14 protein-coding genes and 1 pseudogene are annotated in these 17,874 nt (G+C 42.6%); 13 read left to right on the forward strand and 2 right to left on the reverse strand.

The window, feature by feature from the left end; genetic code table 11:
- Nucleotides 1-287 precede the first annotated feature (287 nt).
- Nucleotides 288-878 (forward strand): nucleotidyltransferase family protein, encoded by a 591-nt coding sequence (locus ACH0QE_RS20160; RefSeq protein WP_415802256.1) that lies wholly within the window; start codon nt 288-290, stop codon nt 876-878.
- On the opposite strand, the gene ACH0QE_RS20165 is transcribed toward ACH0QE_RS20160, so the two are convergent.
- A complete protein-coding gene (locus ACH0QE_RS20165; protein WP_415802257.1) occupies nt 858-1,640 on the reverse strand; it encodes a hypothetical protein in 783 nt (260 codons plus the stop codon). The two genes, ACH0QE_RS20160 and ACH0QE_RS20165, sit on opposite strands and share 21 nt — an antisense overlap.
- Before the next feature lie 404 nt (nt 1,641-2,044).
- On the opposite strand from ACH0QE_RS20165, the gene ftsZ reads away from it, so the two are divergent.
- The 5 genes from ftsZ (at nt 2,045) to ACH0QE_RS20190 (ending at nt 7,581) form a co-directional block, all read left to right on the forward strand.
- The gene (gene ftsZ, locus ACH0QE_RS20170; RefSeq protein WP_415802258.1) at nt 2,045-3,325 is read left to right on the forward strand and encodes a cell division protein FtsZ; all 1,281 of its coding nucleotides are present in this window, start codon (nt 2,045-2,047) and stop codon (nt 3,323-3,325) included.
- 282 nt (nt 3,326-3,607) lie between these two features.
- Nucleotides 3,608-5,296: an NAD-dependent malic enzyme gene (locus ACH0QE_RS20175; RefSeq protein ID WP_415802259.1), complete on the forward strand. Its 1,689-nt coding sequence runs from the start codon at nt 3,608-3,610 to the stop codon at nt 5,294-5,296.
- A 380-nt stretch (nt 5,297-5,676) separates the two neighbouring features.
- Nucleotides 5,677-6,153 carry a glutathione peroxidase gene (locus ACH0QE_RS20180; protein WP_415802260.1) on the forward strand — a complete coding sequence of 159 codons (477 nt, stop codon included), beginning with the start codon at nt 5,677-5,679 and terminating at the stop codon, nt 6,151-6,153.
- A 20-nt stretch (nt 6,154-6,173) separates the two neighbouring features.
- Nucleotides 6,174-6,614: a MarR family winged helix-turn-helix transcriptional regulator gene (locus ACH0QE_RS20185; protein ID WP_415802261.1), complete on the forward strand. Its 441-nt coding sequence runs from the start codon at nt 6,174-6,176 to the stop codon at nt 6,612-6,614.
- A 151-nt stretch (nt 6,615-6,765) separates the two neighbouring features.
- Nucleotides 6,766-7,581: a lipid II flippase Amj family protein gene (locus ACH0QE_RS20190; protein ID WP_415802262.1), complete on the forward strand. Its 816-nt coding sequence runs from the start codon at nt 6,766-6,768 to the stop codon at nt 7,579-7,581.
- Nucleotides 7,582-7,816: 235 nt separating this feature from the next.
- On the opposite strand, the gene ACH0QE_RS20195 is transcribed toward ACH0QE_RS20190, so the two are convergent.
- On the reverse strand, nt 7,817-8,005 hold the full coding sequence (locus ACH0QE_RS20195; protein ID WP_415802263.1) for a hypothetical protein: 189 nt from the start codon (nt 8,003-8,005) through the stop codon (nt 7,817-7,819).
- Between the two features lie 260 nt (nt 8,006-8,265).
- On the opposite strand from ACH0QE_RS20195, the gene ACH0QE_RS20200 reads away from it, so the two are divergent.
- From ACH0QE_RS20200 to ACH0QE_RS20230, 7 genes and pseudogenes are all read left to right on the forward strand, one after another.
- On the forward strand, nt 8,266-8,454 hold the full coding sequence (locus ACH0QE_RS20200) for a hypothetical protein (RefSeq protein WP_415802264.1): 189 nt from the start codon (nt 8,266-8,268) through the stop codon (nt 8,452-8,454).
- Nucleotides 8,455-8,607: 153 nt separating this feature from the next.
- A complete protein-coding gene (locus ACH0QE_RS20205) occupies nt 8,608-9,063 on the forward strand; it encodes a hypothetical protein (RefSeq protein WP_415802265.1) in 456 nt (151 codons plus the stop codon).
- 342 nt (nt 9,064-9,405) lie between these two features.
- Nucleotides 9,406-10,905: a TIGR02677 family protein gene (locus ACH0QE_RS20210; RefSeq protein WP_415802266.1), complete on the forward strand. Its 1,500-nt coding sequence runs from the start codon at nt 9,406-9,408 to the stop codon at nt 10,903-10,905.
- Nucleotides 10,906-10,952: 47 nt separating this feature from the next.
- Nucleotides 10,953-12,068 (forward strand): TIGR02678 family protein, encoded by a 1,116-nt coding sequence (locus ACH0QE_RS20215; RefSeq protein WP_415802269.1) that lies wholly within the window; start codon nt 10,953-10,955, stop codon nt 12,066-12,068.
- Complete coding sequence (locus ACH0QE_RS20220) at nt 12,068-16,180, forward strand: TIGR02680 family protein (RefSeq protein WP_415802267.1); 4,113 nt, start codon at nt 12,068-12,070, stop codon at nt 16,178-16,180. Before ACH0QE_RS20215 ends, ACH0QE_RS20220 begins: the two co-directional genes overlap by 1 nt.
- Entirely contained in the window at nt 16,173-17,450 is a 1,278-nt protein-coding gene (locus tag ACH0QE_RS20225) for a TIGR02679 family protein (RefSeq protein WP_415802268.1), read from the forward strand. The genes ACH0QE_RS20220 and ACH0QE_RS20225 overlap by 8 nt, the downstream gene beginning before the upstream one ends.
- A 102-nt stretch (nt 17,451-17,552) precedes the next feature.
- A pseudogene (locus tag ACH0QE_RS20230) lies at nt 17,553-17,874 on the forward strand (hypothetical protein); the annotation flags it as partial.

A 17,874-nucleotide genomic window follows, 5' to 3' on the forward strand; every position in this document is an offset into this window, starting at 1 on the left:
CATCATAGGAACAAAAGTGTATGTCATTCTTTCATCTATTAGAGAAAGAGCATTTGGGCTTAACCAATAAATGAATTTGTCTGATATCTGTGCAATAACGGAGAAAATGATCATATTCCAGAAAAACATCACCAAAATAAATTTTTTCATTTAACCTCCGGCGAACTAATCTATTTTTTCTTCCATTTTACGGAACTTAAGACATATTTTAAAGGAAAATCTTCCCTTAATATCTCCTTGTGTTACTATAGGAATATACGTTCGGTTGATGAGAGGCTGGGATTTGTATGTTGAAAAGCAAAGATGATGTCATACAGTTAATTCAAAGCGACGATACAATGATGGAGATTATACAAGCCGCCAGCACACTGAATTTGCCTGACTGGTGGATTTGTGCCGGGTTTGTTCGGTCGAAAATCTGGGATGAACTGCACGGATTTAACGATCGCACCTTAACTCCTGATGTCGATGTGATCTATTTTGACTCAGTAAACAATGATGAGAATGACGAAAAGCTACTAGAGAAACAATTGAGAAGGATTTTACCTAATGTACCCTGGTCTGTTAAAAATCAAGCAAGGATGCATGTTGTAAATCGGATTCCGCCCTACACTTCTTGTGAGCATGCGATCTCAAAATTTCCGGAAACGGCCACGGCTCTTGGCGTAAAATTGGACAGTGAAAATAACTTGGTCTTGACCGCTCCTTGTGGAATAGAAGATGTCCTTAATCTGGAAGTGAAACCGACTCCTTTTTTTACAGAAACAAAAGAACGCGCCGCGATTTATGAAGACCGGATTGTTAAAAAGAATTGGAAAGCTATTTGGCATAAGATTAATGTCCATCATGCCACAGTGTCAAAACCCCATTTCAAATAGCTCCGCAAAGTAAAGATCCTGAAACTTCTTGTGCAGAATGCCGGTATAGTAGGCAAGGGGATTTTTCACCGTCACGTTTGTCTTCATTTTGCGAACCAACTGCTTTAAAGAATCCAGGGAAACAGACAGAATGGTTTCTGTCTCCCTTTCTTGATTATTTTTATAGGCAGCAATCGTTGTCATTTTCCAGAATTCCTCGATTGCCTTTGCGCTTGGAAAGATGTATTTTGCCAGGTCGACAAAAGGTTTTGGAATTCTGTCACTGACGAAGAGATAATCTTCTGGTGCCTGTTGAGAAGCTGTTTCTTCACGTTTATTATTCTTTATAGTTTTAGTTTCAGAAAGAATAATAGTTTTATTAGGGTGGTTCATTTTTTCCTTTTTCGGTAGTTCATTGTTGGGAAAACGATTGAATACATATAGATTGCTGGATTGTGAACCGTTCTTCCGTTCTGTTTCGTATACGGTGAAGATCCCAAGATTGCTTGCTTTACTGATCATTCTTTTAAAAGTGGAACGGGAAATGCCGAGCTCGTTGTATTCCTCATGGATGGCTTTCAGCACCGTTCCGATTTTTGCGTTGCTGACACCTGGGATTTTTGCCGCGAACCTGGCAAGCCTCTTTAATCCTACAAGCTCTCCTTTTGAAAAATCATGCTTATGTACAGCCAGCCACATTTCCAAATGCCGATTAAATTCCTCCAGCGAACTGAACTGCGAATACCCTTCAAAACCTTCAATGACCCCTGATTTAATTGTCATCTTTTTGCACCGCCCTTTCACTGTCTATATACAGGTGGGCATTTAAAAGGGACATGTAGGATAGTGGATTTTTGTGTCTGATTTGTGACAGATTTAAAGGGCGTTCAGCTGCGAAAAATTCCACTGAGAGGTACATTGTATAACTTTTTAGTGAAGAAGATTGAGCTTTCAATTCTTACATATCTGTGCACAAAGTCATAGCATGAATACATAGAAGTTAATATCTGTATACTCCTGCCTAGTAGGCTTTGCATCATCCCCAAAAAGATTGACACTTTTTTACTCTAAAATTACAGTTCTTTAACAAATCGCTAGAAAAGACAGGATATCCAAGTCGTTGTCGAATTTTATAGGTATAGAGAAAAATAGGGGGCAATATCTGAAGTTAATTAGGGGGACTGTAAATGCTAGAGTTTGAAAACAACATCGATCAATTTGCCACTATAAAAGTTATTGGGGTTGGCGGCGGAGGAAATAATGCTGTGAACCGGATGATTGAAGACGGCGTGCAGGGAGTGGAATTCATTGCCGTGAATACAGATGCGCAGGCTCTTAACATGTCAAAAGCGGAAGTCACGATGCAAATCGGCGGTTCGCTGACCAGGGGCCTGGGAGCCGGTGCCAAACCTGAAATCGGCAGAAAGGCTGTCGAGGAAAGCAGGCAGCAGATCAGGGATGCCCTGCAAGGTGCGGACATGGTGTTCGTAACGGCCGGAATGGGCGGCGGAACCGGGACCGGAGCTGCGCCAGAGATTGCCCATATCGCACGCGAACTTGGTGCACTTACAATTGGAGTGGTGACTCGTCCGTTCACTTTTGAAGGCCGCAAGCGGGCACAAAATGCGGCAGCCGGAATTGAAGAGATGAAGAAAGCCGTTAATACATTAATCATCATTCCAAACGAGCGATTGCTAGAAATCGTCGACAGGAAAACACCAATGATTGAAGCCTTCCGTGAGGCGGACAATGTCCTCAGGCAGGGTGTCCAAGGCATTTCCGACTTGATCGCCGTACCAGGCATGATTAACCTTGACTTTGCTGACGTGAAAACGATCATGTCCAACAAAGGAACGGCGCTTATGGGAATCGGTGTAGCTTCAGGCGAAGACCGTGCTGTCGAAGCTGCCAAAAAGGCCATCTCCTCACCATTGCTTGAAACAAGCATCAATGGCGCGAAAGGAGTTCTGATGAACATCACAGGCGGCATGAACCTCAGTTTGTATGAAGTCCAGGAAGCGGCCGATATTGTGGCAGCTGCAACAGATGACCAGCTTAATATGATTTTCGGATCTGTCATCAATGAAAATCTGGATAAAGAAATCATGGTGACCGTGATTGCGACCGGCTTCGATCCTAATGAGGAGGAAGCTCCGCTGTCGAACACATCTCGCCGACCTGGAGACATGATTGCCAATTCCCGTGAGCAATACCAGTCTCATTCGAGACAGCGAGAGGCTGTTGCCTATGCAGAAGCGGGGGATTACGGGCGAGGCAAAAACTATAGCCAGTCCGGCAGCTATGGACAATCCGGAGACTACAACCAATCCGGAAACTACAACCAATCCGGCAATTACAGCCAGCCGCCTGCCTACGAAGAATCTGAGAATTACGAACGGGGTACCCAGCAACAAGACGACTCGCTTGAAATTCCATCGTTCTTGCGGAAGCGAAGCAGAAGGCGGTAATACAAGCTACACAAGGCCAAATCATTTGCGATTTGGCCTTTTAGAATAGTTAAAAACAAACGTTCATTCCGCATTTTTAACGTATGAGTTAATTAAAATTAGGGTTGGATCATGGAGCCATTAAGAAAAGAAGCTCATGTGCCTGCGCTTATGTGGGCCTTGTATAAAACCCCTGGTTCTTCCAGTTTTTAGGTTTGAACTGTCGTTAAACCCCTGCTTTTATCAAACTGTGAAAAGGGTATACATATTTAAAATACATTACACATGAAAGAGGGGAGATAGATGGCAAATTCTACAGTGATCCAGACGACGTTAAGAGGAAAGGAACTTTTGTCGAATCCTTTTTTGAATAAGGGTACTGCTTTTACCAAAAAGGAACGGGAGGAGCTTGGACTTGAAGGGTTATTGCCGCCTCAGGTGCTCACGCTCGATGAACAGGTCAAAAGGGTTTATGAGCAGTATTCAATCAGGACCACCAATTTATTTAAAAATGGACTCCTTTATGACTTGTATAACCGCAATGTTGTTTTGTTTTATCGGCTGCTAAAGGATCATTTGAGTGAAATGCTCCCTATTGTCTATACGCCAACTGTCGGTGAAGCGATTGAGCAATATTCGCAGGTTTACCGCCGGCCGGGTGGATTGTATTTATCGATTGATGACCAGTATGGGATTGAAACGGCTTTTAAGAACCTCGGACATTCTAAAAACGGAATTGATTTGATTGTCGTCACCGATTCGGAAAGCATCCTGGGCATTGGAGACCAGGGGATCGGCGGCATCAATATCTCGATTGGTAAGCTTGCCGTTTACACAGCGGCCGCAGGGATCAATCCCAGCCGGGTTCTGCCCGTGGTGCTGGATGTCGGAACGAATAACAAGGCTCTTGCGGACGATCCGTTTTATATTGGAAACGAGTTCCCGAGGGTCCGTGGGGAGCGTTATGATGAGTTCATTGATACGTTTGTCTCAACAGCAAGAAATTTTCATCCTGATGTCCTGCTGCATTGGGAAGACCTGGGCAATGTGAATGCCCGGAAAATCATGGAGAGGCATGGAGATAATATTCTCACCTTTAATGATGATATCCAGGGAACTGGTGCTGTCACCCTCGCCGCTCTAAAATCCGCATTGAAGATGACAGGGAGTTCATTGAAGGATCAGCGGATTGTTGTCTTTGGGCCTGGTGCTGCCGGAATTGGGAATGCAGATCAGATGGTGGATGCCATGGTGTCTGACGGGTTGTCAAAAGAAGAAGCATATGACCAGTTCTGGGCAGTTGATTACAGAGGCCTTTTGACGGAGGAACATCACGATGTCCTGGATTTCCAAAAATCATATGTCCGCGGAGTTGATGAAGTGGACGGCTGGGAACGGAATGACGAGGGCATCATTCCATTGATGGAAGTGGTCAAAAGGGTGAAACCGACGATTCTGATCGGTACATCGGGACAAGCCGGAGCCTTTTCAGAGGATATTATCAAAGAGATGGCGACGCATACCGAGCGTCCAATCATCATGCCGATGTCCAATCCCACGTTACTGGCAGAGGCAGTCCCGGCTGATTTGATTCAATGGACAGAAGGGAGAGCCCTGGTTGCAACGGGTAGTCCGTTTAATGATGTAGAATTCAACGGAGTTTCCTATGAAATTGGCCAGGCTAACAATGCCTTTATCTTCCCGGGTCTCGGGCTCGGAGCCATCGTGGCAAAAGCAGAAATCATTTCAAAAGGAATGTTCACTGCTGCTGCAGACGCTGTTGCAGACATGTGCTGCAATGATCAGCCAGGCGCATCACTTCTGCCGAACATCGACAAGTTGCAGGAAGTATCTGAAAAAGTTGCGTTGGCAGTTATCGATGCTGCTATCTCGGAGGGAATCGCCAGGGCAGATATTACTGATGTTGAAAAGGCAGTAGCAGAGTCTATGTGGAAGCCTGAGTATAAAGAGATTAAAAGGATTACCATTTAAACACTTGTGTTAGAATCAATTTCAGGGTTCACACAGCTTTTATAGGAAAGAGGCTGGTGAATTTACATGTAAAAAGAAATTCCATTTTGCTATCCGGTCAATTCTCTTTAGGATTGGCTTTTTTGTTATTGTTGATTATTTTTAGGCGTGATGGTAGCTGTTTACTTAACTTTTAATCCTTGCTGAATCAGAATTATGTGTCTTATTGGTGACCTCTTTTTCTTGTTTCTGAGATTTTAGGGCACCAAGTAATCGCTGTTGACTGATGATTTTGTTTCATTTTTGTCGAAAGTCATTTGCAACTCATATTTGAAAGTTGAAACAAAATCTGATACGATTAAATCGTACACGATTCAATTTACTCTAAGGAGGAACTATAAATGAAAACTGTTTACGATTTTACGGTGAAAAAAACAAATGGCCAGGAACAATCTTTAAGTGAATACGAAGGAAAACCAATGTTGATTGTCAATACTGCTAGTAAGTGCGGGTTGACACCTCAATTTAAAGGGCTGCAGGAATTGTATGACCAATACCAGGTGAAAGGTTTAGAGATTCTCGGGTTCCCATGTGGCCAGTTCAATGATCAGGAGTTCAATGATATTGATGAGACAACGCAGTTTTGCCAGATGAACTATGGAGTTTCCTTCCCGATGTTTGCGAAGATTAATGTGAACGGAGCACAAGCAGATCCTCTGTTTGCATTTTTGAAAGAACAAAAAGGTGGTGTCCTCACGAAAGATATAAAGTGGAATTTTACTAAATTTCTTGTGGATGGGAACGGTCAGGTGGTCAAGCGCTATGCCCCGACGACTGAACCTAGTAAAATTGAGAAGGATATCGAAGATCTATTATAAGTTTGTGAAGGATGATTCACTTGGATGATTTTTTAACGCTTGAAAATCAGCTCTGTTTTGCTGTTTATGATGCTGGGAGCCATTTTAACAAATTGTATACAAAAGCGCTCGATCGCTTCGGGTTGACCTATCCGCAATATTTGGTGCTGCTGGCATTGTGGGAACAGGACGGCCTTTCTGCAAAAGAGCTTGGCAAAAGGCTGAACCTTGGCACAGGGACGTTAACGCCGATGATCAAGAGAATGGAAGCCAATGAATGGCTGAAGAGGGAGCGTTCTACCGCAGATGAAAGGAAAGTCTGCATTAGCCTGCTCCCAAAAGCCTTAGAACAAAAAGAAGCCATCGTGGAAAAAATCGCCACAGAATTAAAGCTATGCAATATTGAGTATCAAGAATACAAGCAGTTGATGAAGCAGTTGAGAGTGCTGCGAGGGAAGTTAAAAGAGTATAACCGATTATGAGAGAAGCGCAGGGACGTACCCTGTGCTTTTTTACTTCTATGAAAACTGCTTCCTCACCTGGATTATCAATAGTTTGTTAGACATTGAATCTATGTATTAAAATGCAGATATGGTAAAATTAGGTGATTTCTAGTCGGGAAGTGGTGTTGATTTGGAACTGATCACTATAAACCTCATTTTTTTAACCTTATTTATTTTCATCATCCATTCAATTGAAACTCTTGCTTATGCAGTTAGACTATCAGGAGCGAGAGTTAAAATGATCGCGTCAGCTTTATCTCTTTTTAACATCATGGTCATTGTTTCAAGACTGGCGAATATGATGCAGCAACCCTTTACTGGCAGCCTTATTGATAATGCTCCGAAAGAGAATACCTTAGAGTTTGTAGAAGCTCAATATCGTATTCTTATTGGGGCCTCAACGGTAGGAACAGTATTCGGAATCATTTTGCTGCCCAGTTTTATCGCATTATTTTCAAGAGCGATTATTTTACTGTCAGAGGAGAAAGGCTCTGTTCCATCCTTAATGAAAAGAGTTTTTTCAATAAAATACATTAGGCGCGGGTTAACACATCTAACTCTTCCTAAATTTTCATACTTAAAGGATACTCGAGTTCAAGATATACCGGTAAAACTTTTTGTTGTAAATATGTTCATCACGGCCATTTACACGATTGGGGTTTTATCTGCGCTCTATGCAGCCCTGCTAGCACCAGAGCGAGAAATAACCGCTACAATGGCTTCAGGCTTGATTAATGGGGTTGCAACAATCCTATTGGTTATTTTTATCGATCCCAAGCTCTCCGTCATGGCAGACGATGTAGTCAATCAAAGAGGAAGTTACAATAAACTGAAAAGCATGTCCCTTATGATGGTCACTTCCAGATTATTCGGCACGATTTTAGCACAAGCACTATTCATTTGGGGTGCAAAGTATATCGCCTGGTTTACGAAGTTCATTGTATAGGGATGAGTTGCCTGAGGTTCGGACAGGAATTCGGTTTCTGTGGCCAAAGCTGTCAGAAGTACCCTAAGATCGGACAGGGTTTGGGTTTCTGTGACCAAAGCTGTCAGAAGTAGCCTTAAGATCGGACAGGGTTTGGGTTTCTGTGACCAAAGTTGTCAGAAGTAGCGATAAGTTCGGACAGGATTTGGGTTTCTGCAGCTAAAGTTTTAGTATACTTCTACACTAATTCAATTATCTACTTCATTAATTTCTCTGGGTTTTTCACTTTTATCGAAACAACTTCTCCGCAAGCCAAACAAACTGTATAAATTTTTTCGGTCCCAAGTGTCATCTTTTTATCCACTGGACGAAGGTTGACGAAGTCTATAGCTTGGACAAAAGAACTTCCACCGCAAATATTGCATTTTCTATCTGAAGTAGTCATGATATATTCATCTCCTTTCGTTATATTTCCTTTTACGTTACTAACTCCAAATTGGTTTCAATAATTCTATTAGGTGTATTGTGGTAAAGGAATTTAACATAATAGTCCAGTCTAAGGAGGAGGACACACACACCTTTTTTTGATATAGTCTTTTTAATGACAGTTACCATTCCTTCCTAAAAATTGGTATATGAAAGAATTTCTTGTGAAAGACACCAAATCGGAGATGATATATAATAATGTTCAAGGAGGTGAGAGTAATGGAAAAGCAAATACTAGATATTTTAATGAGTATGCAAAAGGATCTAAGTGAGGTGAAAAGTGATGTAACGAAGATGCAAGTAAGCCTTATACAAGTACATGCAGACATTCACGAGATCAAAACAACTGTAGATAGAATAGAGTTGGCTCAAGCTGAAGATGTTATCGGAATTCTAAATGTAAATTAAAAGAAAACAGATTTTGAAGTTGATTATTTAAACAACAGATTAACAGAGATGGACAAGCGCCTTTATGTTTTAGAAAAAAAGTGAAATGCACCATTATAAAATTCATTTTCTTTAGGCTCTTTATAAGAAATTGTTTGAAGGGGAGGGAAAACTATGGAACAAATTTTAAATCAAATATTGTTTGAAATGAAAAATATGCGTGCTGATGTGAGCGAGCTGAAAGAGATGCGAGCAGATGTCCATGAGTTGAAAGAGATGCGAGCGGATGTCAATGAGTTAAAAGAGATGCGAGCAGATGTCAATGAGTTGAAAGAGATGCGAGCGGATGTCAATGAGCTGAAAGAGATGCGAGGGGATGTCAATGAGTTAAAAGAGATGCGAGCAGATGTCAGTGTGTTGAAAGAAATGCGAGCAGATGTCAATGAGCTTAAAAATATGCGTGAAGATATGGAAGACTTAAAAGTTATGCGTGCAGATTTAAATGATTTGAAAGAAGGTCAGAAAAGACTGGAAATCGGGCAAGAAAATTGCAAAAGAATCTTATCGCTAGTCTGGGATTATACACAGACAAAATTGTTGAACATTTTGATGCTAGTACTGAAGTTTTAAACAAAAGAGTCTATAAAGTGGAAACAGAGATCCAGCGATTGAACAGACAGTAGGCGTTATAGGGGCAGTCTGACTTTTGGCTTCTCATGAGCAAACTAAATGCACCTATGATAAGAAATCATCGTAATTTACTTCACACACCTTCCGAAGACAGAACTTTCCTATGTCCACAAACTATTAATTATTCAACCAGATCCTACCCCTCATTTATCTACCTCTTCTCCAGTTGATTCAAAGGTCATATTTAAAACCAAGTAGAATAGATTCCTCTTTTACCCTATACCCTACGCCTGGCATTTCATTTACAATGATAGTAATAGATTCATATGAAGGATGATGACTTTGGATGTGACGATGAAGAAGGTGGTCGAAGCCAGTTATTTGACAGCTGACTCGGCTGCGCATTACCGGACGATTTTGCGTTATTTTTACCACCAGCATGAAAGAATGCGAGATTTCATTTCCCCTGAGGAGATTCTCGAGTATATGCGCTCCATTCCTGCATTTGCGGATTATCAGGAGGAGCAGCTGCATCAGCAGCTTTCACAGCTTGTGAAGTGGAATAACCTGATTGCCAGGCAGGATATGACCAACGCTAAGACGGTCGAAGAATATAAGAAGAAGCGATTCCGTTATCAGACGACTCCATATACGATTGAAATTGAAAGGATGCTGATTGTCCTTGAGAAGAAGGTGGGTGACACTTTCCAAGGGTCACTGGAACGGTCTCAGTTTGACCGTTTGCTGCAGTCCTTGTCGATTTTACAACAGGAGCTTGAGAGCAGTCTTGCCAAAAAGCCCGAGGAATACATGCGGATTTGGGAGGATGTCTTCCGCTACTTCCAGACCATCAGGACCAGCACGGCTGATTATATTGCATACATAAACAGCGAGCAGACTGATCAGCGGATGCAGACAGAAGCATTTCTTGTTTATAAAAATCAATTTACAACCTACTTGCGTGACTTTATTGTTTCTTTACAAAATACTGCGTTACAAATTAGAGAACGGCTTGATGAACTTTCACCCGATAGGTTGGGGTTATTTTTCGAAAAGCTGGTTGAACATCGGCAGTCGATTCCGAGACTTGAGGATGTCAGTTCGTCTGTTGAGGAGTGGCGGACTGAATATATTGAGTATTGGGGTTCTTTAAGACAGTGGTTCCTTGGCTCTAATCTTCAGCAGAGTGAGCTAGATGTACTGCAATGGCAAACGAATGAAATGATCAGGCGGATGACTCGGTATGTTCAGCGTATAGGGGAAAGACAGCAGCACTTCCGCAGCCGAAAAAATGATTATTTGCATCTGGCAAAATGGTTTGTCGAAACAGATGCACTTGAGGAGGCCCATAAACTATCCTCGGCGGTGTTTGGGGCAATGACGATCAAGCATCTGCAGCTTGATGAAGTGAGCACAGATAATTTGCATACCGAAACCTGGGAAGAGAATCCGGTTATGGTTCCGCTGAAGCCGCGGACGAACCGCTACCGTGAAAAGACAAAGCCGGGTTCAATGATATCGAATGAGGAAAAAAAGCGTCTTCAACGCGAACAATATCTGGCTGAACGAAAACAGGAGCAAGTACTGATTGAAAAATATATAGATGAGGGTGTCATTAAACTATCTGATGTATCAAAAGTTGAACCCTTTGTCAGGAAGGTTTTGCTTGGGTGGATTGGAAAATCGATGGCCAGCAAACATGGCAAAGTCAAAACAGATTACGGGATGGTTGTGAAGGTGACAATTGACCGCGAGAAGATGATTCTTCTTGATGCGGATGATGGGACTCTGAAGATGCCAGATGCGCTGTTCACCTTTGAAGGGGAGGGGGAATCCAAGTGACTAAGCTGGAACACACATTAGAATTTGATGAAAAGGCGATTCTCGGAATGGATCTATTGTTTAATCACTACTGGATTCTCCGCAGCGAGCAGCCAGAGTGGTATCAGTTGGTCCGTGAACGGGAGAAGGTACTGAGGCGCTATATCAATGAGAAGTTCGGATTGCGCCTGATTGTCCATCAGCATTTTATCAAGCTTGAGAAAATTCCAGTTGAGCCGGAACGATGGATGGGCATCCAGGAATTCCAGGAGTCAATGGATTATGCTGTTTTTTGCTGTGCGCTTTCCTTTTTGGAAGGCAAGTCTGTCGATGAGCAATTCCTTTTATCGGAACTAAGCCAGGAAATTCAGGCAGATTTTCCAGGCGAACTTCCTCTGGACTGGACACTTTATACTCATCGGAAATCGCTGATCCGTGCAATCAAAGTCCTTATTGACTTTCAGCTGATCAGGACCATTGACGGAGATATCAGCCGTTATGACCATAATGAGGAACAAGAGGTGTTGTATGAGGCAACGGTCTATAGCCGTTATTTTATGCGCACCTATCCAGATGATTTTACAAGCTATAGGTACTGGGAAGAGCTCTTAAATGAAGATTGGAAGCTGAACCAGGAGGACGAAAGAAGGAAGCGGGTATACCGCAAGCTGTTCTTCTCCCCCGGACTTCACCGCATTGATATGCAGGATCCAGATTTTATATATATACGTAATTTCCGCAATCGGCTGTCGGAGGATATCGAAAGCCATAGTGGCTATAAATTGCATGTTTACAAAAACACTGCTTTTTTGTCGACAGATGAATCTAGACAATATCAGAACTTATACCCTGATGCAAAAGCATCGACGGATTTGATTCTGCAGTTTTCAAAGCATTTGCACGATTACCCTGAAAAGTACATTCCTAAAGAAAATGGAGAGATTGTCCTGACTGAGGGAGAAATGGATGCGATGATCCTTGAACTCCGATCTCAATTCGAGCGGGGCTGGTCGAAATATTTCCGTGAAAAAGGAAACAGTGCCATTCGGAACGAAATCCTTGAGGCGATGAAGGATTGGATGATGGCAGAAGTTGAAAAAGATAGTTCATTAATCAAAATAAAACCTCTATTGGGTGTGCTTGCCGGAGCATTCCCTGCTGATTTTGAAGGGAGCGAGGAGTAATGGTGAGTACAAGATGGGTGATGAACCGCGCCGGGTTGCTAAATTTCTGGTATTACGATGAAGAGGTTTTCCACTTTGAGAATGGCAAGCTCTTGCTGCGTGGTTCGAACGGTTCAGGAAAATCAGTAACCATGCAAAGCTTCCTGCCTGTACTGCTGGATGGTAAAAAGTCTCCTGACCGACTTGATCCATTTGGTTCGAAGGCTCGAAGGATGGAGGATTATCTCCTTGGTGAAAAGGAAGTTGTCGACCGTGATGAGCGGACAGGCTATTTGTTCATCGAATATAAAAAGCAGGGCTCTGAGCAGTATATCACCACTGGAATTGGGATGCAGGCGAAGCGAAATAAAGGAATCAAGTCATGGTACTTTCTTCTGACTGATAATCGCAGGATAGGTCATGATTTCCAGCTTGCCCAGCAGCATACAGGTGAAAAAGTTCCGCTTTCAGCGAAGGAATTGGAAAACCGAATAGGCCAGGGAGGCTATGTAGTCCATTCTCAACGGGAGTACATGGATCTTGTGAATAAGTATGTCTTTGGATTCCAGTCTATCGATGCTTATGAGGATTTAATTAAGTTGCTGATCCAGCTGAGAAGTCCGAAGCTATCGAAGGATTTCAAGCCAACGGTGATCTATGAAATTCTTGAATCAGCGCTGCCTCCGTTGACTGATGATGAGCTGCGCACTCTCTCTGACACAATCGAAAGCATGGACCAGACGCAGCAGCAACTGGAACAGCTTCATCGAGAGTCTGAATCGATTAACAGACTGGCAACAGCGTATGATACTTATAACAAATATATTTTAGCGGAACGGGCCGAGCAATGGCAGAAAGCACTGCAAAAAAGCCATACTGCTGAGTCAAAAGTAGACGAATTTAAATCCCATCAAAAACATCTTGAGCAGGAGATTGACAGGCTGAGGGTTGAACTAGAAAGATTTCAACAGCAAAAACATGTTGCAGCCCAGGAAAGCGATTCACTCAAGCATCATGAAGTTTGGTCACTTGAAGAGAAGAGGAAAGACAAGCTAGATGAATCGGCGATAATCTCGAATGAAATCGCCGGGCTGCAAAAGCGATGGGATGACAATAATAAAAAACTCCGCGACGAATATCAGAAAAAACAGGCTGCTGAAGATGAGCTTTTTCAATATGATGAAAAAGAGAAAGAGCTGTTGGCCGAGCTTGCACTTGCTGCAGACGCAGCGGCTTTTCACCAGCACGAGGTGAATGTCTTAGATTATGGACGGACAAAGGAAAGTGGTTTTGATTTTACCGTCTGGCAAAAAGAGGCGAAAGACCATATTGTCTTGCTTGGGGAGCTGGAAAAACTTGCTGTTGAAGCTGTGAGGCTTGGTGAAGAACAGTTCCGCCTTCAGCGGCATTCATCCGAGAAGAAAAAAGAAATAGACGATTTGCAGAAAGACTTAGACCATTATCAATCGTGGTTCGATGAAGAGCATCAAAAGCTTGAAAGCAATGTATTTCTCTGGATGGAAGAACATCCAAAGCTACTCTACTCTAATGAACTTCGCCAGGGAATTGCCCGTTCATTGCAGGGACTGTATGAGCGTAATCGCTATGACGAAGTCCGCTCCCAGCTTTATGTGGCAATCCACAATTATGAAGCTGAAGTGAAGAGAGATGAGGCTCTGACGAAGAGTCGGATCCAGCAAAAACAGAATGAGATCAGTGAAGCAGAGGCAGAATTGCTGAGAATCAAAACTCAGAAGATGCTTGAGCCGGAACGTTCGCCAGCAACGGAAAAACAAAGGGTGCAGCTAATGAATGATGGCACAGCTTTTCTGCCATTTTATGCTGCAGTTGAATTCCAGGAGCATGTGACCGAGGAACAGCGCGAAAGGCTAGAAGCGGCTCTAAAGAAAACTGGAATTCTTGATAGCCTAATCGCTGACAAACCGTTCTCACCTGTGGAGGATGCTGTTTTAGTTGCTGATCCTCGCCTGCTTGGCTATACGCTCGCTGACTATCTGATACCAGACTTGGATTACGACAGCCCTTTGTCGGAAGAATTGGTTGACCAAGTGTTGCGGTCTATTCCGCTTGAAAGCGATGGTACAGGATTCCATATCGATCAAGACGGGTCATATTCGATAGGCTGTATGACAGGACATGCACCAATAGAAGGTCCATCAAAGTATATCGGCAGGACGTCAAGGAAACGGCATCAGCGTGAGCAAATTCAAATTTGGACAGAAAAGATTCATGAATTAAATCGGGAGCTTGCTGAATTAAAGATTGAATTCGAACACTTTTTAGCAGAGCTGGAATTGATAAATTCATGGAAGAAAGAAATTCCGGAAGACATGGTGCTTTTGGATATTAATGAACAAATTTTGTCCAAGCGGCAAGAGCTAAAAAATGAGAGAGTCCTGCTCAGCCGGATTGATGCAGACTGGAAAATTGTTTATGACAAATATACGGAAAACAAGCGGGTTTTACGGGACAAAGGCGTCCATCTGAATATTCCTTTGACAGTTGATGACATTGGAACTGCATTGGCAGCTGGGCAAAGCTACATTGATTTTCTACATGAGTTGAAGAATAATGACGTGAAAGTTTCTTCTGTCAAAAAGCCATTCCAATCCTCTATACAGCGAATTGAAGAGCTAGAAGAGGAGCTGGATGAGCTGAAGGGTGAGCAAGGCAGGAAGGAAAGCCAGCTTGGTAAAATCAAGGCAATAATTGAATCATTTGATCAGCAGCTGAAGCTTAAAGGGATTGATGAAGTCAGGAGCAGAATTCAGGAAGTCCAACGCCAGCTTAATGAGGCTGAGAGAGAAATTGACAGAATTAAGAGTGATCTGCCAATAGCCGAATCGGAACAGACACGCATTCAGGAAAAACTTGTTGACGCTGAAACGGATTTGTCTTTTTGGAAGCAAATGGCTGAAGTATGGGCAGGAATGGTCGATGCAGAGAAGAAACGCAGCTACTTTGTCGTAGAAGGTAAACATCCTGGTGAGATTTCAGCTCAATTTGAATCTATTTATACAAAGCATGAGCGATCAAAATTATCAGAGCTGCTGACGAAAGCCTTTTTAAATGAACAAGCTCACCTTACAGAATACAGAATGTTTGAATATCCGGAAGACACAGAGTTTCCATCTTGGTTCAAAAAAGATCTCCCAGATAAATATGAGCCATTTTTGAGTGAGTGGAACCAGCTGAAGGGCAGGCGCTTGATCCAGTTGGATTACCGTGGCCAGCGTGTAAGTCCATATTATGTTTCAGATGAGCTGAAGAAGGAACTTGAAGAGCAGCAGGGATGGCTGGATGAGCAGGACCGGAGGCTGTATGAGGACATCATTTTAAACAGTGTTGGAATTATCCTAAGAAATCGCATCCAGCGTGCCCAGCAATGGGTAAAAGAGATGGATAAAATCATGGCAGATCGAGATAATTCCTCCGGATTAATTTTCTCCATTGCCTGGAAGCCACTGACTGCCGAGTCGGAGCAAGAGATGGATACAAGAGACCTGGTTCAGCTTTTACAGCGAAACAGCAAGTTCTTGAATGAAGAAGATTTGCAGCGAATTACGAAGCACTTCCAGTCGAGGATTGCCAAGGCGAAGGAGCTGATTCAGCTGCGCAATGAAGGATCCACGCTCCATCAGGTTTTGAAGGAAGTACTTGATTACCGCAAATGGTTTACATTCGTACTGTCGTTCAGCCGGGTGAATGAACCGAAGCGTGAGCTGACAAATAATGCATTCTTCAAGTTCAGTGGCGGTGAAAAAGCGATGGCGATGTATATTCCTTTGTTCACGGCTGCCTATTCCCGATACAAGGAAGCTGGAGAAATGGCACCATATATCATTTCACTGGATGAGGCGTTTGCGGGTGTCGATGAGAATAATATCCGTGATATGTTCGAGGTTGTCGAGCAGCTTGGCTTCAACTATATCATGAATTCTCAAGCCTTATGGGGTGATTATGATACGATTTCAAGTCTTTCCATATGTGAGTTGGTCCGCACTAAGAATGCTGATTTTGTCACGGTCATCCGCTATCAATGGGATGGTAAGCAGAAGTCGCTCGTAATCGATGAGGCACCTGAATTGGAGGAACTGGTAACACATGAATAATAGATTGCAAGTGTTCCGAGACGAACCTGGTTTCCTGAAGCTATTCGGCTTGTTCCGAGACAAGTTCCGATCTCTTGGCAGAATCGGGGGGTTCGTCAGTCTGAAAGGTTTCAAGGAAGCAGAGGTCGAATCAATTGCCGGCTTCCTTGGACTATCTGCGGTTGAGTTAATTGAAAAAGGCCGTGTTGGACTTGGACAGTTTGAAAGAGAACTTGCCAACACAGGCTTTTCTTACCTTACCCTCGTGGAGCTTTTGGAAGAAATCTTTGAGGAACCACTACTGTCAAAAAAGCAAGAAGCGGAGAATAACATAAGGCTTGAAAATGAGTTTGTAAATTTATTAAAACTGGAGATCCCAGAAGTTGTTTGGTGGTTAGATTGGATTAGTGAGAGAAGCCCGGATACAAGGTGGATTTGGTCACTTTATCGGCAGGATGAACATTTCCTTGCAGAAATGATAAGAAAGGTCTATGGTGCTTTTCTGTCGCTGCCGATAAAGGGAGAATTTGAACGGCTCCCTTTCTTCGCTCAGCGGACAACCGGAAACCCACATTATTTTGATATCTCTGAGTCGGGCGGAAGATTATTGCTCCATTTTCTAACGGTATATAAAAAAACTCGTGAAGAACCTGAATACCTTTTTGCAAAAAGCACTGAGGAAATCAATGACCTACTCGCAGAATATGGCTTGTTAAGGGATGATTTGTGGAATTTCGTGACCGTCCAGGGAATGATTGCTTACTATCAGGGCGAAATCCACCCTGTCTGGAATGCAGCTGTTCAAACCAGAACAGTATTGAATGTTCCGATGAAAGAATTAGCCAGACTCGAAACTATCAAGCCTGCCTCTGGCCAAATGGTGTGGATTGTTGAAAATTCGAGTGTAGCTTCTACAATAATGGATGCAGTCCCTGATGCGGCTGTAGTCTGTACACACGGACAGTTGCGAGCAGCAAGTTGGAGACTCCTAGATAAATTGGCCGAGGAAGAATGCACATTATTTTATTCTGGCGACCTGGATCCAGAAGGAGTCCTGATTGCAGATCGAATGAAGAAAAGGTATAGAGAAAAGTTGGTTTTGTGGAGGATGGATCCATTGGCATATGAGGGTAGCCTCTCAAATGAGGATATTGCCGGAAGGATTGCAAAGCTTGATGGTGTGTCATCGGAAGAATGGAAAGACGTCGTTATGATGATGCGCGATAAGAAAAAGGCAGGATATCAGGAAGCATTGGTAGATTTACTTATAGAAGATATTAAACAGGCTTAATTAAATTAAAGAAGAGTTATGGTGATTCATCTTATGTGTTACTTCCTTTGAAAAATGCCTTCGTAACCATGGTATACTTTATATTGATCGGGGGAAAACCGAATGGAAGAAACCTTGAATTTAATTTTGAATGAATTAAGAGAACTGAAAGTAGGCCAGCAAGAGCTGAAAAATGGTTTTCAAGTATTAAATTTAGAACAGAAGGAACTGAACGATAGATACATTGAACTGAATGAAGGACAGCAAGAACTGAAAGAGGGTTTTCTAGAGTTAAATGCAGAACAAAAAGAACTGAAAAATGGTTTTTTTGAATTAAATGCAGAACAAAAAGAACTAAAAAATGGTTTTTTTGAATTAAATGCAGAACAAAAAGAACTGAAAAATGGTTTTTTTGAATTAAATGCAGAACAAAAAGAACTGAAAG

The organism is Mesobacillus sp. (assembly GCF_047739415.1).
GTDB lineage: Bacteria > Bacillota > Bacilli > Bacillales > Cytobacillaceae > Mesobacillus.